Annotated in this window: 22 protein-coding genes and 1 pseudogene; 8 read left to right on the top strand and 15 right to left on the bottom strand. The window is 38.4% G+C overall.

What is annotated here, in order from left to right; translation table 11 throughout:
* Window positions 1-70 precede the first annotated feature (70 nt).
* Window positions 71-778, top strand: coding sequence for a sugar transferase (locus ACSQ6I_RS06995; RefSeq protein WP_438889646.1), 708 nt, complete (start codon window positions 71-73; stop codon window positions 776-778).
* Between the two features lie 51 nt (window positions 779-829).
* On the opposite strand, the gene ACSQ6I_RS06990 is transcribed toward ACSQ6I_RS06995, so the two are convergent.
* Window positions 830-1,663 carry a carbohydrate ABC transporter permease gene (locus ACSQ6I_RS06990; protein WP_438889645.1) on the bottom strand — a complete coding sequence of 278 codons (834 nt, stop codon included), beginning with the start codon at window positions 1,661-1,663 and terminating at the stop codon, window positions 830-832.
* A gap of 148 nt (window positions 1,664-1,811) precedes the next feature.
* On the opposite strand from ACSQ6I_RS06990, the gene ACSQ6I_RS06985 reads away from it, so the two are divergent.
* A complete protein-coding gene (locus ACSQ6I_RS06985; protein WP_438889644.1) occupies window positions 1,812-3,458 on the top strand; it encodes a metallophosphoesterase family protein in 1,647 nt (548 codons plus the stop codon).
* A gap of 129 nt (window positions 3,459-3,587) precedes the next feature.
* Here ACSQ6I_RS06985 and ACSQ6I_RS06980 read toward each other — a convergent pair whose 3' ends face one another.
* The 5 genes from ACSQ6I_RS06980 to ACSQ6I_RS06960 all read right to left on the bottom strand — a co-directional run bounded on the left by ACSQ6I_RS06980 (window position 3,588) and on the right by ACSQ6I_RS06960 (window position 6,507).
* Window positions 3,588-3,803, bottom strand: a complete 216-nt coding sequence (locus ACSQ6I_RS06980; RefSeq protein WP_438889643.1) for an NAD(P)H-quinone oxidoreductase subunit O — start codon at window positions 3,801-3,803, stop codon at window positions 3,588-3,590.
* 277 nt (window positions 3,804-4,080) lie between these two features.
* Window positions 4,081-4,449, bottom strand: coding sequence for a hypothetical protein (locus tag ACSQ6I_RS06975; RefSeq protein ID WP_438889642.1), 369 nt, complete (start codon window positions 4,447-4,449; stop codon window positions 4,081-4,083).
* 51 nt (window positions 4,450-4,500) lie between these two features.
* A complete protein-coding gene (locus tag ACSQ6I_RS06970) occupies window positions 4,501-5,334 on the bottom strand; it encodes a DNA-formamidopyrimidine glycosylase (protein WP_438889641.1) in 834 nt (277 codons plus the stop codon).
* Window positions 5,335-5,467: 133 nt separating this feature from the next.
* Window positions 5,468-5,686, bottom strand: a complete 219-nt coding sequence (locus ACSQ6I_RS06965; RefSeq protein WP_015213737.1) for a photosystem I reaction center subunit IV — start codon at window positions 5,684-5,686, stop codon at window positions 5,468-5,470.
* A gap of 236 nt (window positions 5,687-5,922) precedes the next feature.
* The gene (locus ACSQ6I_RS06960) at window positions 5,923-6,507 is read right to left on the bottom strand and encodes a PAP/fibrillin family protein (RefSeq protein ID WP_438889640.1); all 585 of its coding nucleotides are present in this window, start codon (window positions 6,505-6,507) and stop codon (window positions 5,923-5,925) included.
* 246 nt (window positions 6,508-6,753) lie between these two features.
* Between ACSQ6I_RS06960 and ACSQ6I_RS06955 the strand changes: the two genes are divergently transcribed.
* Entirely contained in the window at window positions 6,754-6,990 is a 237-nt protein-coding gene (locus tag ACSQ6I_RS06955) for a DUF3134 domain-containing protein (RefSeq protein WP_438889639.1), read from the top strand.
* Between the two features lie 83 nt (window positions 6,991-7,073).
* Complete coding sequence (gene mraY / locus ACSQ6I_RS06950) at window positions 7,074-8,177, top strand: phospho-N-acetylmuramoyl-pentapeptide-transferase (protein WP_438889638.1); 1,104 nt, start codon at window positions 7,074-7,076, stop codon at window positions 8,175-8,177.
* Window positions 8,178-8,397: 220 nt separating this feature from the next.
* Here mraY and ACSQ6I_RS06945 read toward each other — a convergent pair whose 3' ends face one another.
* The 5 genes and pseudogenes from ACSQ6I_RS06945 to ACSQ6I_RS06925 form a co-directional block, all read right to left on the bottom strand.
* Window positions 8,398-8,577 carry a PCP reductase family protein gene (locus ACSQ6I_RS06945; protein ID WP_438889637.1) on the bottom strand — a complete coding sequence of 60 codons (180 nt, stop codon included), beginning with the start codon at window positions 8,575-8,577 and terminating at the stop codon, window positions 8,398-8,400.
* A gap of 107 nt (window positions 8,578-8,684) precedes the next feature.
* Window positions 8,685-9,188, bottom strand: a complete 504-nt coding sequence (locus ACSQ6I_RS06940; protein ID WP_438889635.1) for a MogA/MoaB family molybdenum cofactor biosynthesis protein — start codon at window positions 9,186-9,188, stop codon at window positions 8,685-8,687.
* A gap of 50 nt (window positions 9,189-9,238) precedes the next feature.
* Window positions 9,239-9,574: a photosystem II reaction center protein Psb28 gene (gene psb28, locus ACSQ6I_RS06935; protein WP_438889634.1), complete on the bottom strand. Its 336-nt coding sequence runs from the start codon at window positions 9,572-9,574 to the stop codon at window positions 9,239-9,241.
* Between the two features lie 461 nt (window positions 9,575-10,035).
* Window positions 10,036-11,148, bottom strand: a complete 1,113-nt coding sequence (locus ACSQ6I_RS06930) for a CobW family GTP-binding protein (RefSeq protein WP_438889633.1) — start codon at window positions 11,146-11,148, stop codon at window positions 10,036-10,038.
* 176 nt (window positions 11,149-11,324) lie between these two features.
* Window positions 11,325-11,582 (bottom strand): annotated as a pseudogene (locus ACSQ6I_RS06925) (Uma2 family endonuclease); the annotation flags it as partial.
* A 192-nt stretch (window positions 11,583-11,774) separates the two neighbouring features.
* Between ACSQ6I_RS06925 and cysS the strand changes: the two are divergent.
* The 4 genes from cysS (at window position 11,775) to ACSQ6I_RS06905 (ending at window position 17,457) form a co-directional block, all read left to right on the top strand.
* Complete coding sequence (gene cysS / locus ACSQ6I_RS06920; RefSeq protein ID WP_438889632.1) at window positions 11,775-13,235, top strand: cysteine--tRNA ligase; 1,461 nt, start codon at window positions 11,775-11,777, stop codon at window positions 13,233-13,235.
* Window positions 13,236-13,387: 152 nt separating this feature from the next.
* On the top strand, window positions 13,388-14,461 hold the full coding sequence (locus ACSQ6I_RS06915) for an AI-2E family transporter (RefSeq protein WP_438889631.1): 1,074 nt from the start codon (window positions 13,388-13,390) through the stop codon (window positions 14,459-14,461).
* A 129-nt stretch (window positions 14,462-14,590) separates the two neighbouring features.
* On the top strand, window positions 14,591-16,027 hold the full coding sequence (locus ACSQ6I_RS06910) for a TldD/PmbA family protein (RefSeq protein WP_438889630.1): 1,437 nt from the start codon (window positions 14,591-14,593) through the stop codon (window positions 16,025-16,027).
* 80 nt (window positions 16,028-16,107) lie between these two features.
* Window positions 16,108-17,457 (top strand): TldD/PmbA family protein, encoded by a 1,350-nt coding sequence (locus tag ACSQ6I_RS06905; protein WP_438889629.1) that lies wholly within the window; start codon window positions 16,108-16,110, stop codon window positions 17,455-17,457.
* A gap of 174 nt (window positions 17,458-17,631) precedes the next feature.
* On the opposite strand, the gene ACSQ6I_RS06900 is transcribed toward ACSQ6I_RS06905, so the two are convergent.
* The 4 genes from ACSQ6I_RS06900 to ACSQ6I_RS06885 form a co-directional block, all read right to left on the bottom strand.
* Window positions 17,632-17,862 (bottom strand): Ycf66 family protein, encoded by a 231-nt coding sequence (locus ACSQ6I_RS06900; RefSeq protein ID WP_438889666.1) that lies wholly within the window; start codon window positions 17,860-17,862, stop codon window positions 17,632-17,634.
* A gap of 144 nt (window positions 17,863-18,006) precedes the next feature.
* On the bottom strand, window positions 18,007-18,384 hold the full coding sequence (locus ACSQ6I_RS06895; RefSeq protein WP_438889628.1) for an STAS domain-containing protein: 378 nt from the start codon (window positions 18,382-18,384) through the stop codon (window positions 18,007-18,009).
* 55 nt (window positions 18,385-18,439) lie between these two features.
* Window positions 18,440-20,791, bottom strand: coding sequence for a SpoIIE family protein phosphatase (locus tag ACSQ6I_RS06890; RefSeq protein ID WP_438889627.1), 2,352 nt, complete (start codon window positions 20,789-20,791; stop codon window positions 18,440-18,442).
* A gap of 79 nt (window positions 20,792-20,870) precedes the next feature.
* Window positions 20,871-22,457, bottom strand: a complete 1,587-nt coding sequence (locus ACSQ6I_RS06885) for an Hsp70 family protein (RefSeq protein WP_438889626.1) — start codon at window positions 22,455-22,457, stop codon at window positions 20,871-20,873.
* Between the last annotated feature and the right edge of the window lie 64 nt (window positions 22,458-22,521).

The raw sequence follows: 22,521 nt of genomic DNA, 5'->3' as shown, positions 1-22,521 counted from the left end.
TAATGTGACTGTATTTAAAACAACTTACTGTAGTTTGCAAAACTAAAAATGTAAGAAAACAACATTAATTATGACCCTGTCTACTATTACAACTAAAACAAAAAATTATACTGTGGCTAATTCAGGTGTTCTGAATCATTTGAATGTGGTTGACTTATCACCTCAGTCCCACCATCCATCAACTACTAGTGCGACAAAAAGATTCATTGACATTCTCGGAGCAATTGTTGGTTTAATAATTACATCATTAGTTGCATTTCCTGTAACAATTGCTACCTTGGCTAGTGATCCAGGCCCCATATTATATTCTCAAATCCGTTGTGGTCTAAACGGACGCACCTTTCGGATCTGGAAGTTCCGTTCTATGGTGGTTGATGCAGATAAACTGAAGTCTATAGTCAAAAACCAAGCCAAAGGTCACATTTTTAAATCTACTGATGATCCTCGTATTACTCCCTTGGGTAAGTTTTTGCGACGCACTAGTTTAGATGAACTACCCCAATTTTGGAACGTCTTAATGGGAGATATGAGTATAGTTGGTACTCGTCCACCCACCCCTGATGAGGTCGTTAAATATGCACCACATCATTGGGAAAGATTACGGGTCAAACCAGGAATAACTGGAGAATGGCAGACTCATGGACGTTCTAATATTAATGACTTTGAAACTATTGTCCACATGGACATAAACTATCAGCGTAAATGGTCTATTACCTATGATTTGATGTTAATCTTTAAAACCATCTGGGTGGTATTACATAGAAAAGGCGCTTATTAACTGGGAATTGGTGATTGGTTAAGATGCAGAGAATAACCTTCTGCCTCCTACTCATCCCTTGACACCGCTACCCGTATCTGTGGGGACAATAAACCTTTGTAAAAATAAAAACAATAGCAATACTGGAGCAATAGAAATTACTGAACCAGCAGCTACCAATCGCCAATCGAGAGAAAACGTACCTGCTAATTTGGCAACTCCTAAGGGTAAAGTATATAAACTTTCATCTTGGATAACAATTAAAGGCCACAAAAAGTCACTCCAAGCACCAATAAATACAAAAATAGCTAGGGTAATGAGTGCTGGACGAATCGCTGGCAACATCACAAACCACCACAATCCTAATTCAGAACTGCCATCCATGCGAGCGGCTTCTTCTATTTCTTTAGGTACACTCATAAAAGCTTGTCTGAGTAAAAAAATCCCAAAAGCAGAAGCCAAACTGGGAAAAATCATCCCTAAATAACTATTTGTTAAGCCTAACTGGACTATCAAAATATATAAAGGAATCATGACAATTTGGAAGGGAATCATAATTGTAGAAATAATGGCGATAAAAATCCCATCTCTTCCCACAAATGACAATCTTGCTAAGGGATAAGCAGCTAAAGCACAAAATAGCAGATTTAATCCCACAGTCAGTAAAGACACCAGAATACTGTTATATAAATATTGCCCAAAAGGTAGAGATTCCCAAACACGAGCGAAATTATCTAATGTAGGTTGACTTGGCCATAACTGCGGTGGTGACTGTAAGATATTTTCTGTAGACGATTTTAAGGCTGTACTAATTAGCCACAGTAAGGGGAAAAGGGTCAGGAGTGCGATCGCTCCCAATAAACCGTATATGATGAATGTTTGCAGTTGTGATTTTTTAAAATTCATATTTTTGTCTCACGCAGAGGCGCAGAGGCACAGAGAGGAATCAAGAGTGTGGTCTAAATAGATGATCGGGAAAATTTCTCTAACAACTGTACCTATCCTGGTATTATGTCTTACGCTAGTAGGCGTGTGTTCTTGGGGGAAGATAATTATGATATCACCACCGCAACTGCTGACAGACCCATTTTTGCAACTACCAACCGAAACTTCAGTGAGAGTAGTTTGGTTTACCGAATTTGCAGGTGATAAACACTTAGTTATTTACGGTGAAAAACTGGATAAAAGTTCAATTGCAAAAACTATCAAACTTAGTCGTACTAGAGAAGACCAACAATCAAGAGTAGCAAATCAAAATGAAAATGGGCAAATTTATCAACAACCAGTAAAACGTGAAATTTGGCGACACGAAGCCGAAGTTACAGAGTTAAATGCTAATCTACGAGTTCCCTATCACGTCACCAGTATACGAGAAGATGGCGATCGCGTTAATAGCGAAATTTTTACCCTTGCACCCTCTCCAAAACCTGGCACACCATTAAAAATTCTCCTCACCTCTGACCACCAGCTTAAACCAATGACGGCCGCAAATCTGCAAAAAGTAGTGGAAACAGTGGGAAGAGTAGACGGTGTATTGTTTGCAGGAGATTTAGTCAACGTTCCAGACCGCGCTTCAGAATGGTTTGATGATAATCGCGGAAATGCTTTATTTCCAGGTTTGCAAGGTCGCGCTAATTATCAAATGGAACATAATAGCCTCAACGTAACTTACACGGGTGGGGAAATTATTCAAAATGCACCTATGTTTACTTGTATTGGTAATCATGAAGTCATGGGGAGATTTGCTAGAACAGAAAGTTTAAATGATGAATTTAATGATACGATTCCTCGTGAAATTGCTCAAAAATTGTATGGCGAAACATCTTTAAAAGATAATTATTTTAATACTGAAACTTACGAAGAAATTTTCACCTTACCCCAAAGTAAAGAAGGAGGTAAAACCTATTATGCCGTTACTTTTGGTGATATTCGCTTGGTAGTTTTATATATCACAAATATGTGGCGGCATCCCCAATTAGATTCAAAAACTAAGGGTAGATATAGAGAGATAGAAAAAGATTTTAATCATCCTGAAAACTGGGGTTATGGACAGTTAATTTATGAGCCAATTTCTGAGGGTAGTAAACAATATAATTGGCTTAAACAGGAATTAAAAAATCCTGAATTTAAACAAGCAAAATATAAAGTTGTTATGTTCCATCATCCTCCTCATACTTTGGGAGATAATATTGTTCCGGCTTATACTAATCCAATAGCTATGATTGGACGGGATCATCACGGAAATATTCAAAAAATTCGTTATGAATATCCCAAAAATGCAGATTATATTATTCGTGATGTTCTCCCTTTATTAGAAGCTGCTAATGTGCAGTTAGTATTTTATGGACATTCCCATTTATGGAATCGCTTTGTTAGTTCCAGTGGAATGCACTTTTTAGAAACTTCTAATGTTGGCAATTCTTACGGTGCCGCTTGGGGTGAAAGAAAGCGAGAAGTACCAACAGGTTATCAAGAAGATTATACTGAAATTGGTGATCCTAATGCTTTAGAACCAGTGTTACCAAGCATTGCACCATTATTAGGAGAAGATGGTAAACCGATATCTTATATTGCTAGTAATGATATTACCGTTTTCAGTATTTTTGAAACCGGGACAGGTGCTATTAGCAGCTATCGCTTTGATACCAGAAAACCTAATTCTCAAGTTATTAAGTTTGATGAATTTCAGATTAATAGGTGATTGGTGATTTGTCAGAGTTATTTAATAGTTACCAATTAATCAGACATAAATGAATCAATTAAGTAAGGTGGGTATTACCCACCACAAGTAAGACTTCAAGTGTATAAATTCAGCGCAATGCTGAAAAGCTTATGCAAACTCTTCCAACTGTTCCAACTTTAACCAAATATTGGGTGTTGCTACTTTTCCAAACTTAACCAAAGCGTAATCACCCTTGATATCGACAATTTCCCCTTGGCTATCAAACAAATAAGCAGGGAAGCGAGAATCACTAGCTTTAGCTTCTATACTATTTTCTAACTTTTCGCGGATAGCGCGAACCATATTTCCCTTTTTAAAAGCCATAAGTTCCCCTCGTTCCAAAATAAACGCTTTTACTCAAAATTTTATCTTGCTCCCAGACCCAAAGGCATAATTTCTTTCCTCAAATAAGATAACCACCTACTCTCAGGTAAGCGGTTGAGGGGATTTTATATTATTTATCGTTAAATAGTTCTTCCTTATCGAGTTTATGATAACAAATTTCAAACCTGTTGTCAACCCTCCCCATACTCTATATTCTGGACTTTGATTAATTTTCAAATTCTTTTAGAAATTGCTGATTTGTCAATTTTCCCATCAATTATTGGGCAAATCTAGCTAATAATTCCTCACGAGATGATTGTAGAAGCAAAGGAGTAAACTCTTCCCTGGTCATGGCTATCAAAAAGTCGATAATTTTTGCTAAATCTGAATCAACTTCCCCAAAACGTACTTGCATGATACTTTCAACCATAGCGCGTCGTTCTCTTTCTACACCTTCTTGTCGTCCTTCTTGTCGTCCTTCCTGGAGTCCTTCTTGGAGTCCTTGTTTTTTTAGTTCTTCCAATTGTTTTTGATACATTTCTGATAGTTTCATAATCAACTCCTGGTCATCTTTATCAATATCTTGTTCTTGACGTTGACGAGCCGATAAAACAGCAATCAAGGGAAGTGGGGAAATTAAAATCAAAGTCTCTCTCCTTGTAGGAAAGAGATTGAGAGAGAGGTTTCTTAATCCCCCTCATTTCTGACACTGAGAACAAAAATGACTAGAACGCCCACCTAACTTAATACGCTGTATGACATTACCACAAACTTTACAAGGTTCCCCAGCGCGGTTGTAAACCCAAGCTTCACCGCCATAATTACCGTTAACGCCTTTAACATTAAGGAAATTACTAAAAGTTGTCCCACCAGCGGCAATACTGGCAGATAAAACTTGAATAATTGCTGTTCTTAAAGGTTCAATTTGTTTGCTGCGTAATTCTGTGCAGATGGTTGTGGGTAGAATACCACTTTTAAACAAAGCCTCATCAGCATAAATATTACCTAACCCTGCAACTATGGACTGATCTAACAGGGCGGTTTTAATGGGACGGCGAGATTTTTGCAGTTTATTTGCTAAATATTCAACGGTGAACTCTGGTGAAAATGGGTCTAATGCGAGTTTTGCCAAACCTGTGATGATGCTTTCGACAGGTACTCCAAAGGGAACATACCATATCTGCCCAAAGGTGCGCTGGTCAACAAAGCGTAATTCTTGATGTTCGCCAAAAAATAATCTGACCCTTGTGTGTTTGTGTAAGGGTTCATTTTTATTTTGCCATAATAATTGACCAGTCATTCGTAAATGAACACCTAGCCATGAACATGGGGAGAGTTCAGCTAAAAGATATTTACCCCGACGATGCCAAGATATAATGGCACTTCCTTGAATATTTTCTATAAACTCGTGAACAGAAAACGGGTAGGCGATTGTGCGTTCTAGCAACACATCTCCCCCCGTGATCTCTTGGTTAAGGGTTAATTGATTTAAACCCCGTCGAACTGTTTCAACTTCAGGCAATTCAGGCATTTGCAGAGTAATTAGTGCTGGATGTTGAGTTGGGAGTAAGACCTCAATAATTAATTAAGGGCATGAAATCAGCATTTAACAGTTTACTGCTTTTCCATACTTTCAGACTCAACACTCAGCACTGTGATGTTGCTTACTTTTTAGCAGCAGCCTTAGCTTTGGGTGCTTCCACTTCGATTAATTCATCTACGGCGAAGTTATTGGTATTGATCCCTGAGTAATTGACATTGGAGAAGCGGACAATTACAGAGTATTTGATGCCGCTTTGATCTATAGATGCCACGGTTCCTACATCTTGAAACCAGTAGGATTCTGGGCGGAGGACGCGTACTTTAGAACCACGTTGAACCATGATTATCTTCCTTGTGACTTAATTAATCGCCAATAAATTAGGGCTAATTGTTTTCACTCTACAACCTGAAGGTCTTTGCTAGAGTGTTTGTTAAGTTATTTGTCAAGGAACAGGGAATAGGGAAGGGGGAAACGGGGAACAGGGTAATAACCCAATTAGCGATCACCTATTACCCTCTTGACAAAGTACCTATAATAGAATAAGGTCGTTCGCAACACTTCTTGCGAATTAATATTTTATGACTTACTCAAAACAAAGACGCTGCCCTCGTTACCTCTGCCGATTCTCAAATCTTGATCTATGTAGGTGATGTCTAACCATCCTTGTTGGCGATCGCTCTGGATAGGAAAATCAATAGCGGTGAATTTCTTGCCCGATTCAATTTGTTGGATGAATTCTGCTGGTGACTTGTAAGCAATTAGCTTTTGTAAACCAATAATAGAACGCTGGAATTTTACTTGGACTCGACGTTCTGAAACAGGTTCAAATTTAGCTGCTACGCTGATTAATCCTTCTAAAGAAGGTAGTCCGTAAATTTCAGCTATGTTATAAACACTGGTAGTTTCTACTCGAATAGATTGGTAAATCTGGCCAAGTTTGCAAAGGGGAAAGCGATCCAGGTTTAACAAAGCCTTGCTGGTCGTGTAAAGTAGTCGCCAATTGCCTTCTAGTAAGTGGGTAGCTTCTAAAGGGCGTGGAGTGGGGTTAAAGTCTTCTAAACTAGCGATCGCAGCTAAGATAGCCTGTTTCTGGGTTTCATTGGCCAGCAAACCACGATTTGTAGGAGCGATCGCATCCAAGAGAGTAGATTTGACTATCATCGCCTTGTACCTCAAAATGTTTTGATGAAATCAGCATTAACAAAATATTAATGTTCTATGTATATAATCTGTTGTGCAATCAACTCAGAATGCTCTACTGTTGATGATACATAGGCTTATTAAATAATTTTTTTTGTTTAATTCGGATTTATCAATCAAAGAGTTGAATCATTAACTTAATTATCCCGTATCAAATGATAGACTCTTAATGTCTAGTTACATAAATCTCTTCGTGTCTTCGTTGATATGTTAAATTCTCCCCTACGTGAAGAAGCTCGTAACCAGCGAGCCGCTGTAATTTCCCAAAAGCCAGAGTCCTCTATGATGGACTGGTTGCAATTTAGCGGTCGTTTTATGGCGTGTGACGTTCACGAATCAATATTTGGAGGAAAAGAGGAAGAAATATCCGACTTTTTGGGTGGAGAATACGGATTTAGCACCATTGAGGATGATGAAGGGAATATCAGCATAGATGAGGATTAGCCTTGAGAGTGGTGGAGACTGATTTTCATTGATAGTCCTTGTGGTTTGATTTTTTTTAAGTGTGGAGTGAAGGGAAAATTTCTGTGGACGCTAAAATATCTCCTGACCAAGGTTCAAACGTTTCTGGAATTGGGCTGGCCTCTCTGTTAGCCCTCTCATTGAGTACAGCTGCCTTAATTTTAGATTGGCTGGGAAATAGATTACCCTGGCATACTGACTCCTTAACCATGCCGTTTTTGCTGTGTGCTGTAGGTGCGGCTGCTGCGGGTAACTGGGTTATACCCTTATTACAAGCATTAAAAACAGGACAAATTATCCGGGAAGATGGTCCTCAAGCACATCTGAGAAAAGCTGGAACTCCCACTATGGGCGGTGTGTTTTTCATACCTGTAGGGGTGATAATTGCCTGTATCTTGTCTAATTTTGCTCAAGATGTGGTTGCTGTTTCAGGTTTAACACTCAGTTATGGCTTGATTGGCTGGATTGACGATTGGCAAATTTTGCGCCGTAAATCAAATAAAGGTATATCTCCGAAAATGAAACTGGCTTTGCAGATTATTTTTGCGGCTTGTTTCTGTTTATGGATGATGTTGAATAGAGATTTTAGTATAACAAATATCGCTTTACCTTGGGTAAGTTTTTCTCTACCTTTAGGATTAATGTTTTGGCCTTTGGCTGGTTTTGTGCTAGTTGCAGAAAGTAACGCTACCAATTTAACTGATGGAATTGACGGGTTAGCGGGGGGAACAGTTGCGATCGCTATTTTCGCATTAGGCGCTGTCATTGCACCAACCTCACCCGACCTGATGATATTCTGTGCAGCAGTCAGTGGTAGTTGTTTAGGATTTCTAGCCCATAACCGCAACCCAGCCCGTGTATTCATGGGAGACACTGGTTCCCTAGCATTGGGAGGGGCTTTAGCTGCTGTAGCACTATTGACTAACAGTTTAGTAGCCTTGTTTATTCTCAGCGGAATCTTCTTTGTAGAAACCCTGTCTGTAATGGCGCAAGTTAGTTATTACAAAGCCACCAAGGGGCCAGATGGGAAAGGTAAGCGTCTATTTAAAATGGCTCCTTTACACCATCACTTAGAATTAACTGGCTGGTCAGAACTGCAAGTAGTTACAGTCTTCTATATTATTGCTGCAATCTTAGCTACCATCTGTTTGACAATTATTAAATTTTGAAGTTTTTAACACATTAACGAAGACAAAAATATAAACCTCCTATAGATTAGGGGGTTTTTTATATGGGGAGGATATTGTTCTGATCACAACAGGACTAAAGCTGGTAGCGTGGCGTAAGCCATACTCCTGAACTCCTAGCCCATGACTTACGTCACGCTGCGCGAACACAGATAACTTTTATGGCTTACGCCACACTACGCTATCAGCAAACCCTGTATAGTTAGTCATATTTTTTGTTAAATTGTTTCTTAGCCTGTTCGTAAATCTCGATTGTGATTGGAGATAAACTATTATCTTGAGCGTAAGTTTCAATCTTTTGGCGAGCAAAAGGACGGACAAAAAAGGGAATTTCTTTGAGTTTAGCTTCGGCTTCAGGAGTCCATTTAATTTTTTCACTCATTGATTTTTAGGTTTTGCTTTTAATAGTTTACTGATCCTATCAAAGTAATACGTAATTACAATTAGTGGGGGCTTGTACCCTTTTAATTACGAATTACGAATTAGTAATTATTGAGTCACCTGTTTTACCAAATGTAGCAATTCTGGTAAAATCAGTTTTTCCATACCCAGTTGCACAGCGTTACTAGAACCGGGAAGAGAGAAGATGACTTTGTTTTGATAAATACCAGCGACAGCACGAGATGCGATCGCTCGTGAACCAATTTCTTGATAACTTAAAAAGCGGAATAACTCGCCAAATCCCGGTAAAGTCTTTTCTAACAACTTTTCTATAGCATCATAAGTGGTATCTCTAGGTGCAATTCCTGTACCACCATTAAATATTACAGCATCTAAATTAGCATTTTTACCCAGCAATTCTATCTGTTGTTGAATCTGTGTTGGTTCATCTTTGATAATTGTGTAAACTCCGATAGAGTGATCAGCCGTCAGCAGCAATTGCTGAATCAGTTGACCGCTTTTGTCTGTTTCCGGGGTACGTGTATCGCTGACGGTAACTACAGCACAAGTTACCGCCATTTTGGGTGAGTCTGGGTGTGGTTGAGGGTGCATGGATATTTAAGTTTTAGCCAATAACCAATGACCAAAGACTAATGACTACTCTATGATTTGCTCAATCCCAATCCGTTTTCATTAGCATAGCGATCCATAAACCGCATAAAGCGTTCCCATTCTTCAGGGGTTTTCATGAGATAAACTGCTTCTAACGCTTCTGGTTTACCGTTGACAAATTTACCCTTAACTTCACGGGTAATCATTTCCCCCTCTTCGTCAATCATGTACATCCCGGTGATTTCTTCGTTGCTACCTTGTGCCAAAATCTGCGGATTGGTGAAGATAAATGTTGCTGTACCTTGATCACCACTGCGCGATCGCGTTAAGCGTACCTCTGGAATTACTTCTTCGTCAATGCCTTTAGAAAATTGAATTTTCGCCATGATGAGTGAATTTAAACTTTTGTGATCATTATGTAATATTCTCTCATCATAGAGCAGGCATTTTACCTATGGTAGTTAAATCTAGTTCACAATTTGGATTAAAGGGCAGTTTATTAGCTGGGTTTTTAACCCTGATAATTACAGCATATTTAGGTCGAATGCAATACAATCGAGGGCGGGGAAACCCCGCCCCTACAGGCTTGGCGATGAAAAACTGTACCTCATAACATCAGGAAGTACTGTATTATAGTCGGAGCTATTGCTTCTAATTTCACTCCAGCTACAACCACAATCAACACCAAGAACGTAATTATCATGATTGGGGATGGTATGGGTTTTGAGCAACTCTTTGAACCGAAAAGTTTTTAAATGTTGGGTTTCCTTGCGTCAAACGCCATTCGCCACAAGCAGGGAAACCCATCCAAGGCGATGGCTCCCCAACCTACGTAATTGACTAATGACTACTTGCCAAATCCTTTACCTCGACTCACTGAAGGAAGACAGATGCAGTTTTCTAGTTGCTTGATTAAAGTCTCTTCATCAAGGTTTTGACCAATTAGCACTAACTGATTTTTCTTTTCACCTTTCCATTCATCGTCATCTATGGTGAAGCGTTTACCACAGAGGTGGAAAATATGACGTTGGGGACTTTCATCAAACCACATAATCCCCTTAGCGCGGAAGACGTTTGTGGGTAGTTGGTTATCTAAGAAATATTGAAACTTTCTAATTGATAGAGGTTTATCACTTTGGAAAGATATGGAGATAAAACCATCATTTTCTAAGTGGTCAGAATGATGATGGTGATGATGTTCATGATCGTGATGGTCATGTCCACAGGTAGAATGATCGTGATCATCATGATGGTCATGTTCATTATGATGATCATGATGTTCGTGTTCGTCTGTTTCTGCATCAAAATATTTATCAGATTCAAACAAACCAACGCTGAGAATTAAAGGAAGTGGAACTTGGGAGTTTGTAGTCCGAATTATTCTTGATCCTTCCTTCAGATTGTTGATTTTTTTCTCTAGTGACTGCAAAGTTTCTTCATCAACTAAATCTGTTTTGTTGAGAATAATTACGTCTCCATATGTTATTTGACTTAAAGCTGCTTCAGAGTTGAATAAATCCAAGCTATAATTTGCGGCATCAACTACGGTAATAATAGAATCTAGCCGAGTTAAATCTCGTAATTCTGAACCCAGAAATGTCATGGCTACAGGTAATGGATCTGCTAAACCTGTTGTTTCTACAACTAGATAATCTAGCTTTTCTTCTCGTTCTAGAACTTTGTAAACAGCATCAACTAAGTCATTATTAATTGTGCAACAGATACAACCATTATTTAATTCCACCATGTTCTCGTCGGTGGAAACAACTAATTCGTTATCAATGCCAATTTCACCAAATTCGTTGACTAAAACAGCAGTTTTTACACCTTGCTGATTGGTTAAAATATGGTTAAGTAAAGTGGTTTTACCGCTACCAAGAAAACCTGTAATAATAGTGACTGGTAAACCTTGTTTGGGAGCTTCCATTGGGTGAGATTCGGAGGTGGCTGTTGTTTGCATATTGATGAAGTATGATTTTGGTGTATTTGAAATTTTATCTTGATTTTAGCTACTCGGCGTTGCTAATTGGCGGTAATATCCAGCAATAGTCCTGTTTGCATACCAACTTGAAAAATCTAGAGTTGAGTAAAGTTAGGATAATGGTGGGTTAGCGACAGCGTAACCCACCCTACTGATTTTTTCCATAAAGGTTCATTTTGTAAATTAGATGGATTGAGTAGTAAAACATCTGGTGAGTAAGCAGATTCATTTTCAGGAGGTTTAACCAATACAGTTTTAGCTATTCCATAGGATAATCCTAAACGTTCCGATTCTGAGTTTATTTTTCTATTCAAAAACAGAATAATCCACTCATGATCGCCTAAAGGTTGATTCATTTCCACAATTACTCCATGATGTAATTCATAATACTTTTCTTCTGGTTTCCATTGCACAAATTACTCAAAAGTTACTGGTTTGGTTTTGGGTAATGCTTGAATCATACTTTACCTCCAGATGTTGATAAGATTACGATGTATTACTAATAATAATGGTAGCTAATTTTTAGCCGTTAAAATTTTCACTTATTCCATTGCCATCAACTTGCGTTATCATTGTTTATCGTCAGATTGCCGCATTACTCTGTTATGACCCTATCTATTTACAATACTCTCAGCCGTCGTCAAGAACAATTTACCACCGTCGAACCTGGCAAGGTTAAGATGTATTACTGCGGCGTGACAGTTTATGATTACTGCCATTTGGGTCATGCTAGAGCGTGCATTGTCTGGGATGTGGTGCGTCGATACCTTCAGTTTATAGGCTATGATGTCCGTTATATCCAGAATTTTACTGATATTGATGATAAGATTCTCAGACGCGCACGGGAAGAAAATTCGACGATGGAAGCAGTAGCCGATCGCTATATTCAAGCATATTTTGAGGATATGTCACGGCTAGGAATTAAAGAAGCTGATGAATATCCCCGTGCGACACATACAATGAACGGGATTCAGCGATTAATTCACGATTTGGAACAGAAAGGTTTTGCTTATCCCGCTGATGGTGATGTGTATTATTCTGTGCGGAATTTTGCAGAATATGGCAAACTTTCGGGACGCAAGTTGGATGATTTACAAGCCGGTGCGAGTGAACGGGTAAATGTGGAAGACGCGGAATATCAAAAGAAGAAAGATCCCTTTGATTTTGCCTTATGGAAAGCTGCAAAACCTTCAGAACCTGCGTGGGAGTCACCTTGGGGAAAAGGTCGTCCTGGATGGCATATTGAATGCTCGGCGATGGTGCGCGATCGCTTGGGTGATACCATTGATATTCATGCTGGTGGTGCTGACTTAATTTTTCCTCACCATGAAAACGAAATTGCTCAATCGGAAGCAGTGACTGGTAAGCCTTTAGCTAATTACTGGTTACACAACGGTATGGTGAAGGTAGATGGTGAAAAAATGTCCAAGTCTTTGGGCAACTTTATCACTATTCGGGAATTGCTAGATCGTGGTGTTGACCCAATGGCCATGAGGTTATTTGTGATGATGGCACAATATCGCAAGCCAATAGATTTTACCGATGATGCCATATTAGCTGCAACCAACGGCTGGCATACTTTACAAGAAGGTTTACTGTTTGGTTATAAACATGGTAAAAAATTAGGCTGGGACGAGTCTAACTTAATCCAAAATCCAAAATCCAAAATCCAAAATTCGGAAATTGAGAGATTTAAAGAAGCTGTTGACGATGACTTTAACTTCCCTGGTGGATTAGCAGTAATTTTTGAATTAGCTAAAGAACTAATTCGTGAAGGAAATATTATTGTGCATCAGGGGAAAACAGAAACCCCCCCGGAAGAATTACGACAACGCTGGCAAACTCTAGTTACTTTAGCAGATGTTTTGGGTTTAACTGCCCAACCAGAAGCAGAAACTCCGCAACAAGATGGTTTAAGTGATAGGGAAATTGATGATTTAATTCAACAAAGACAGGAAGCACGGAAAGCCAAAAATTTTGCGGAAAGCGATCGCATTCGTGATCAACTTTTAACCAAAGGAATTACCTTAATTGATAGCCGTGAAGGTACTCGTTGGCATCGTTGAAGAAACAGGAATATCAATCACCAATTACCAATTACCAATTAATATAGCAATCCTAAATGATTCATGAACACTTCTATTCCCTGTTCCCTGTTCCCTGTTCCCTATTCCCTTGCGTCACCGATAAGTTCTCAACTCAAATAGGATTGCTATATATGACAGAAAAAAAGATTTCCCTTTCAGAACTGCTGCTAATTGTTGCAATTGGTTGTTTGGTGATTCTCTTGTGGCAATTACAGAGTTTGTTGGTAACATTAATGATTGCTGTGGTTTTAGCATCTGCGATCGCTCCCATCGTTAACGCCGCTGAAAAATTACGCATTCCCCGTTGGTTGGGTGTAATAGTCGTTTATATTAGCTTAATTGCAGGATTAGTTGGTGCAGGTTTAATCATTGGCCCATCTGTTTCTGAGCAAATCCAACGACTAGCTAATAAATTGCCCATTTATTTAGAAAATCTGCGGATTACAACTGAAAATATAGCTTTGCGAATGGGAATCACTCAAATAGAGACAATTGAGCAATTCCTGGATATTCAATCCCTCACAAATTGGGTATTTCGTTCCAGTCAGCAGCTACTTGTGCGTTCCTTCGGCTTGACTCGTGGCATTGTTGGAGGAGTGGTGAATCTGATTTTAGCTTTAGTCATTTCTGGATACATGGTTGCTGGGAGTAGCAATTTAGTAAAAGGGTTAGCAGAGTTATTTCCCCAACCTTGGGATCAACGCCTAGCTGACCAAATTGCGCCAATTTCACGCCGTATGGGGGGTTATGTTCAAGGTCGAGTTTTGGTTTCAGCGATTTTAGGTGTTGTCATCACCCTGAGTTTAAGTGTTTTGGGACTATCAGAATTTGCCTTAGCACTCGGTGTAATTGCTGGATTTACAAATTTAATTCCCTTTATCGGGCCAGTCTTAGGAGCGATTCCGGCGTTAATTGTCGCTATTCCCGAAGGAGGATTAACTTTTTTATGGGTTCTGCTGTTATTTGTAGTAATTCAAAATATAGAAAGTTATGTTCTTGATCCCTTACTGGTAGGTTCATCAGTGCGCGTTCATCCTTTGTATCAACTCTTAGCAGTATTAGGAGGAACACAGGTTTTAGGAATTATTGGCGCTGTAATTGTTCCCCCTTGGGTAGCTGGTGTCGCAGTATTACTAGAAAATCTTTATCTACGCCCAAAAATGTTAGCTCAAGGTAAGTCATCTGTAATTGAGTTAGATAATTGACCATGGGCAAATAAGTAAAAGTTCTTAGGTAAAATATTTTAAGTGCCAAAAAAATTACCAAATTTGTGTTTATAAGAGAACTTTTGTGTTAAGCATAATAACTTAACCAATCTTTTTATAATTTGCGTTATGTGGTCAGAACTAACAAAAGCGATCGCTCATCTCAACATTCCTGCTGATTGGATCGGTATTCGCGCCGTCAAGGAAACAGCATCCATTCATTTTGTGCGTGATGGTTTACCCAAAAGCAACGGTAAATATTTGACCACAGGAGCCATGTTAGAAGTAATGGTGAATGGTTGTTTAGGTTATGCCGCTACCAACTCTCTATCATTACCATCCTTGCAAAATGCCGCTCAAATAGCCTATAAACAAGCACTAGCAGCTAGTGAATGGTGGATATATAAATTTAATGAAAATACACGTCCTAAGGTTGTAGGCGAATATAACTCACCTTTTTTAGAACCATTTAATACAATTAGTCCTGGAGAAATTAACGATTTACTAATTCGGATTTGCCAAAAGCTAAAAATCAACGACAAAATCGTCCAAACCACCGCCAGAATTAACACCAGCGAGAAAGAAACTTGGTTTGTCAGCAGTAACGGTTCAGAAGTGTATCAAAAAATTCTTTCCCTGGGAAATCATTTTGGTGCGATCGCTCAAGATGGTGCGATCGTTCAGCCACGTACTAACAATGGCACAGAAGCCAACTCTTATCAAGGCGGATGGGAACTGTTAAAACAAGATCATCTCTGGTCTCAAGTGGAGAAAGTCAGCGAACAAGCATTAGAATTATTAACAGCCCCAGAATGCCCAGACACCCGCACCAATTTAGTTTTAGCACCAGACCAAATGATGCTGCAAATCCATGAAAGTGTTGGTCATCCTTTAGAAATTGACCGCATTTTAGGAGATGAACGCAACTATGCCGGCGGTAGTTTTGTCACCAAAGAAGATTTTGGTCAACTCAAATATGGTTCATCCTTGATGAATATTACCTTTGATCCTACCGTAGAAGGTGAATTTGCCAGCTATGGTTTTGACGACACTGGTGCAGTAGCTACCAGAGAATATGTCATTAAAGAAGGAATATTACAACGGGGTTTAGGCAGTTTAGAAAGTCAGTCCAGAGCAGATTTACCAGGTGTAGCTTGCGCTCGTGCTTCTTCATGGAATCGACCAGCTATAGACAGAATGGCCAACTTGAATTTAGAACCAGGAAACGCCACTTTTGAAGAAATGATTAGCGGTATAGAACAAGGCGTTTATATGGAATCTAACCGTTCTTGGTCAATAGATGATCGCCGTTATAAATTTCAGTTTGGTTGTGAATATGCAAAATTAATTGAAAACGGTAAACTAACCCAAACCCTCCGTAATCCCAACTATCGCGCCACCACCCCAGAATTTTGGCATAGCTTAATTCAGGTAGGAAATGCTGATAATTGGCAAATGTACGGCACACCTTTTTGTGGGAAGGGAGAGCCTAATCAGGCAATTTGGGTAGGACATGGTTCACCATTTTGTGTATTTGCTAATGTTGAGGTTTTTGGGGGAGGTTAGGAGGAGTTTTTTAAACGCAGAGGTACGCGGAGGTACGCGGAGTTTTTTGTGTGTTTGCTAATTGTGAGTTTAGGATAATTATGAAAGTTGAAGAGTTATCAGTTTTAGAAAGTAACTTTGATCAATTAATCGAAGGTTTGTTGATTAAGAAAATGGCAACTGAACATTTTACTGTTAGACTTAGCAGTGAAATTAGTCAGTTTACTCGCTTCAATCATGCTAAGGTACGACAAACAGGATTAGTTGCTGATGGTTGGATTAAATTAACTTTAATGGCAAATCAGCGCAGTAGTTTTCGTCAATTTCCTTTTACTGGAGTTTGGGAAGTTGATTGGCAATTAGGGTATAATGCTTTGCAAGAGTTACGTGATGAGTTGACTCTATTACCTATTGATCCTTATTTAATTATACCTATAGGAGCTAATACAAGTCGGGAAGTAAATACAGGAAAATTATTAACATCAGAAGCAACTATTTCTAATATTTTAGAATCAGTTAATGATTTAGATTTTACTGGTTTCTATGCTGGGGGAGTAGTTATTAGAGCTTATGGTGACTCTAATGGGCAGAAACACTGGTTTGCAACTGATTCTTTCACTTTAGATTATTCATTGTTTAGCGAATTAGGACAAGCTGTTAAAGGCACTTTTGCTGGCAGCAATTGGGATGAATCTAATTATATTGCTAAAATAAATGATGGTAAAGAGCAATTAGTCATGCTGTCTCGTCCAGCAAAAGAATTACCAAAAGGACAATACAAAACTTATTTTGCACCGTCCGCTGTTGCTGAATTATTAAGTATGCTTTCGTGGGGTGCTATCAGTGAAGCTGATATTCAACAAGGTAATAGTGCTTTAGCTGTTTTATCACGTCAAGAAAAACAACTTTCAGCAAAATTTACTTTGAAAGAAAACTTTCAACAGGGTTTAGTTCCGAGATTTAATGATTTAGGAGAAATGGCAGCACCAGAGTTAAATTTAGTAGAAAAAGGGATTTTAATTAATACTTTAGTAAATTCTCGGACTGCTAAAGAATATAATAAACCTGCTAACGGTGCTAATAGTTCAGAAACCTTACGTGCGCCAGAAATAAGTCCTGGTAATTTAGCATTTGCGGATATTCTCAGTAGTTTAGATACAGGGTTATATGTTTCTAATTTGCATTATTTAAATTGGAGCGATCGCCCTGCTGGTAGAATTACAGGTATGACACGCTATGCCTGTTTTTGGGTAGAAAACGGCGAAATAGTCGCACCTATTGAAAATCTGCGTTTTGATGAAAGTCTCTATCGTTTCTGGGGTGAAGAAAATTTAGTTGATTTAACTGATTTTCAAGAATTTATTCCCGATGTTGGAACTTATGAAAGCCGTCAATTAGGTGGTAGTTTAGTTCCTGGTATGTTGGTGAAAGATTTCACTTATACTTTGTAAAAATATTGTGCAAAGATGCAAATGAGTTTTCTTATCTTTGCGTCTTTGTATGAACTTAATCTAAAACTATCTTTACTTACAGGACTTACGCAAAATCATGAAAAAACGAACCGCAGAGGACGCAGAGGACACAGAGAAATAAGAGTTTTGGAGAGTTATTGCGTAAGCCCTAGCTTATTTTCTATCAATTGTACTAATTACAATATCTTTGATGAGCAAGTAATTAATTAAGATCAATAATAAAAATTGTCCGAACTGAAGAATAGGATCTAATCTCCAACCTTGAAACAATAAGATGAATCCACAAAATAACATTATCAATGGTACAAATATTAATTGAATAATATAAAATACCAATATTAAATCTCTAGGTTTCGATCTGCGTAAAAATAGCAAAAATAGCATGATTAAAAAGTAACCAACCGCAAAAAGTAAATAAATAATTCCAATTAAACTAGTGCTGTTTCTAGCAAAATTGACTTGAGCTAAAGTGAACATTGATCAAAAATCCTGAGAGAAAGCCTGCGGTTGGTACTACTACGAATTATTTTAATCACTTTCCCCATCTACTTCAGCTTGCATGGCTTCCAAGTAGGCATCTAACTCCTGAGTATTGGCAAACACCTCAGAGAGAGGTACAGCTTTAACGATATCAAATACTTTCTTCACTTGAGGAGTAGGATGGGTAAAATATACCTTACCCTCTCTTGATTTCATCGTTTTTCGTGCCTTGGCAAGAATTCGTAGTCCGGCACTGGAGATAAAACTCAATTTCTGGAGATCTAAAATCAGGGTTTGGATGTTCGGTGTCAAACTATTGTGAATAGATTTATCTAAATCTGTTGCTGTCAATGTATCAAGCTGACCATCCAATGCTAAACACAAGGTGGTGGGGTTAGTAGTTTCTACGTAGATTTGCAATGACATAGATTATTATTTTGTAATTAGTATTTATGTGTAGTTTAGCTGAAATTGGGTGATTTTAAGCTACTTTAGCGATCGCTTGGCAGACTGTCAAAATGTTCTTACCGTTGAGATAAACATAGTCTACTTGCTCTGCGAGTTCTTGCACCAAAAAAAAGCCAAATCCGCCCAGAGAGCGCTCTTCATCATCCATCATCATATCTGGTGAGGCAATTTCAGTTAAGGGATTAAAAGCCTTGCCACTATCTTTAAAAGTTATTATTAAGTGTTGATCATTGATTTCAATCCGCAAGTCAATATAAGCGCTGCTGTGATTTTCATAACCATATTGAATAATATTGACTAAAACCTCTTCCACAATTAACTGGGCATCTTCAATCAATTCCACAGTCAGACTAGCTGCCTGCAAAATCTTACCTAAGCTTTGTTTCACTGTCTCTAACTCAGTTAATTCGCTGTTGAGAGTCAGATTCCATTCCATAACATTTACTGCTTGAGCAAAAGGACTTGACGGTAGATACTGCACAGCTAACAAAGTAATATCATCTGATTGCGGTGCATCCCCCACAAACTGCTGACAAAAATGTACAATTGTGCGAACCGCTCGTGCTGGGTTGCTTGGTGGATAGGATGTCATCATCTCAATTAACCGGGTTTCAGAAAATATCTCACCCTGGGAGTTCATCGCTTCTGTGATGCCATCAGTATAAAGTAGGAGCAAATCGTTGGCAGCAAGTACACACTCACTTTCCTCAAACAGAGAATCTTCATACAGTCCCAGCGGTGGGCTAGTTTCCAAATCTAGATACTTAACCTGCTGATCGTGTATCAATATGGGAGCATCATGACCGCCACTGGCGTAAATAAATTTGCCACTACGTAGATCAATCACACCGCAAAACACGGTAACAAATAAACATTCTTCATTTTCAGCACATAGTTCCTGATTAACAGTGTGCAGAATTTCGCTAGGGGTATTGAAGGGTTTGGTGAGAGTGCGAATTAAGGTAACTGTGCGTGCCATCAGTAGTGCAGCCGGAAATCCTTTGTCAGCGACATCGCCAATAATTATGCACAAGCGATCGCTTCCCAAGAGAAAAAAGTCATAAAGATCGCCACCCACAATCCGCGCAGGTTTCAATAGAGCAGATATCTGATATGGCGAATTAGGACTGCTATCAACAGTAGTCCGGGGAACCATCGTGCGCTGAATTTGGGCAGCAATAGAAAGTTCACTCTCTAGTTTTTGTTTAGCCGCAGTTGTCTCTTGCAGATTGCTGATATAGAGTTGCAGAGAGTCGCGCATTTGGCGAAAAGATTGGGTTAACCGTCCTACCTCATCATCGGAAGTAACGGCGGGTAGGATGGTATCAAGGTTGCCCTGAGCCATTTCTTGTGTGCTGGTGTTGAGTTGACGCAGAGGGCGCGTAGTAAGTTGAGAAATAAAGGCAATTACCACACATATCAACAACATATCTTTCGACATAGAAACAATTACCAACCAGAGGTATTGCTGCTGGAACTGCTCTAACTTTGCAGATGGAAATGTGATGCCGACAATCCAATCTGTAGAGTTCACCTTTGTCGTCACCAAAATGCCTTGGGAATTATTTCTAGTATTAATCAACCCCGGACTTGGTTCCTGGTTATTTAAACTATGATTTTGCTGAGATAACCATAGATGAAGTAGTTGGGGATTTTCTGGTTTGACAATCCATTGTGCATTTGATGGTGAAAACACAAAATAATTACCCAATTCTAGACCACGCGATTGATTAGACTGGGCTAACTTTTGTGCCATATTAGGAGATACCCAATCTAAATTCACTTCCATTACCAGCCAATTAATAGTTTCTGGATTACTATTAGCAGATAAAGGAAAGCAATAAGTGATAGCTGATGGATGATTAAGGGGATAGGGTTGTGTCCAAAACGGTGAGGTAGCGGGGGTATTGCCCTTGATTTGGCAGCGAGTTAGCCAAATTTTGCTTGCTTCTAGATTAAGGTTGGTGTATTTTCCCTGTCGGTCATAGTACCATCCAGTCTCAGAAATATTGCTGGCATTGATGAGTGCAATTGCCTGAATTTGGGGCTGTTTTTCAACTAGGGTTTTTAGTAGTGGTAACAGTTCATTTTGATTAACAGCATTAAAATTTTGCGCTGATTTTTCAATACCATAAATCGACAGCAGAATACTTCTTTCAATGGCTTGCAGTTTCCCTTCCATCTCATTGGCAACAGTGTCAATTCGGGACTGAGCTAAATCAATCAACCAATCATTTACACTGTTTTGTAACAGTTTACGTGCTTGCCAATAGGAAACTCCATAAATAGCAATCGCTGCCACAACACAACTAAATATCAACCGATGGGTAATACTTTTAAATCGAAATATGGATAGATTTTTCATAACTAATTTATTTCTAAAACGGTGTGAATAAACTCATATTTGCTGTAACAAGTACTGAAGACTCATTATTAATTACAAATTAGTTTAACTTATAAATTGCAACCCTATTCACCAGCACCTCTCCTGTTAACAAATCTTTCACAGTTGCTAATAAAGTCCGTCGAGAATCAACCTCAAAAAGAACAGATATTCTATCAACTCCCACTTCACCTGGTGGGTTAAGTCTAGCTACACAAACCTGCTGATATTGATTATCTAACGAACGGAAAAATTCTTGATGTTGGAGAGTGCTACAAGTCATTCTTCCTGAAGCATCAAAAGCAATTTCCGTTTGTGTCATATCACCTAACTCACCAATATCTAAACGAATCTCACTTTGTCCGTTATTTGCAACTTGCAGATTTAACCATTCAGAACGTTTGCAAGGATATTTTGTACCCTGTTCAAATAAGCGATAATAACTATAACTTTTGCTATAAATTTCCCATAAACGAATCGCATAACTATGACGTAAAAAATCATCTATTTCTGTAATTTGCGTTATCGCTAACGCACCATGACACACAGCTTCAAAGGGCTTATCTAATTTTACCTTATTTTTACCAAAATAAGATATCATTAATTGTTTAACTGCGGGAATTAAACAACTACCCCCCACTAATAAAACCTGTTCGATATCATTTTTAGTAATACCTTTTCTCAAACCAAAAGCAATTACCTCATCCAAGGAATCCCGCAACTGTTGTAAAAACTGTCTATATTCTAAAATTTCCTCCAATTTTTCACGAGTAATTTTTAACTCATAAGACATAAAGGATTCATCATCAAACCAACTTTCAGATACAGATTGATTTTTTGATAATTGAATTTTTAACCTTTCTGCAATTTCTAATAAATTCTGATAACTAATTTTACCAACTTGTTCCGGGGTTAAATTTTGAGAATGCAAATAATCATCAACTATCCAAATATCAATATCTTCACCACCAACATAAGCTTCCGACTTGGCTAAAACCTCAGCGCGTAAATTATCATTTTGATGAGATTGAGAAACAGTTCTGACTAAACTTAAATCGAGAGTTCCTCCACCAAAATCAACCACCAAAATTAACTTACCAGGACTTTTTACCGCATATCCTAAAGCCGCAGCGGTAGATTCATCAATAATGGAAACTTGAGAAACATTTAATTTAGTTCCTAAATCTCGAAACCAATCTAAATAACGTTCAAAAGCACCAACAGGAACGGTAAAAATTAAATGAGTAGGTTGAATATTTTGGGTTTTAATTTCTGTCCAAATAGTTTGGATAAATAACTCAGAAATAGAAATATGATTATAATTTATTCCATCAATTTGTATTGCTGGTGGTTGATAATCTCCAGCCAAATCACGTTTAAACTTTTTAAATAACCTTTCAGGAGGATAACCTTGAGAAAGTCCTAATCTTTGACTGCGAACATCTTCACCTAATATAATATTATTACCTGATTTAATAAATAGTAAACTAGGAATAACCGGAATTTCCAATCTCTCACCTTCAGCAGAAACATCAATAAATACACGAGATAAATTAGAAAACCGTAAACTTTTAGGTAATTGAGTATCAGCTTCTAAAATACTAATAACAGTATTACTTGTACCAAAATCAATTGCAATAGTAGTCATAAATCATTAGTAGGTTGGGTTAAGCAAAGCGCAACCCAACAAAAACGATAGATAATTAATGTTT

This window comes from Anabaena sp. WFMT, assembly GCF_051781005.1.
GTDB lineage: Bacteria > Cyanobacteriota > Cyanobacteriia > Cyanobacteriales > Nostocaceae > Anabaena.
Note: the sequence above shows the minus strand (reverse complement) of the source record. Positions and strands in the feature narration are given on the sequence as shown.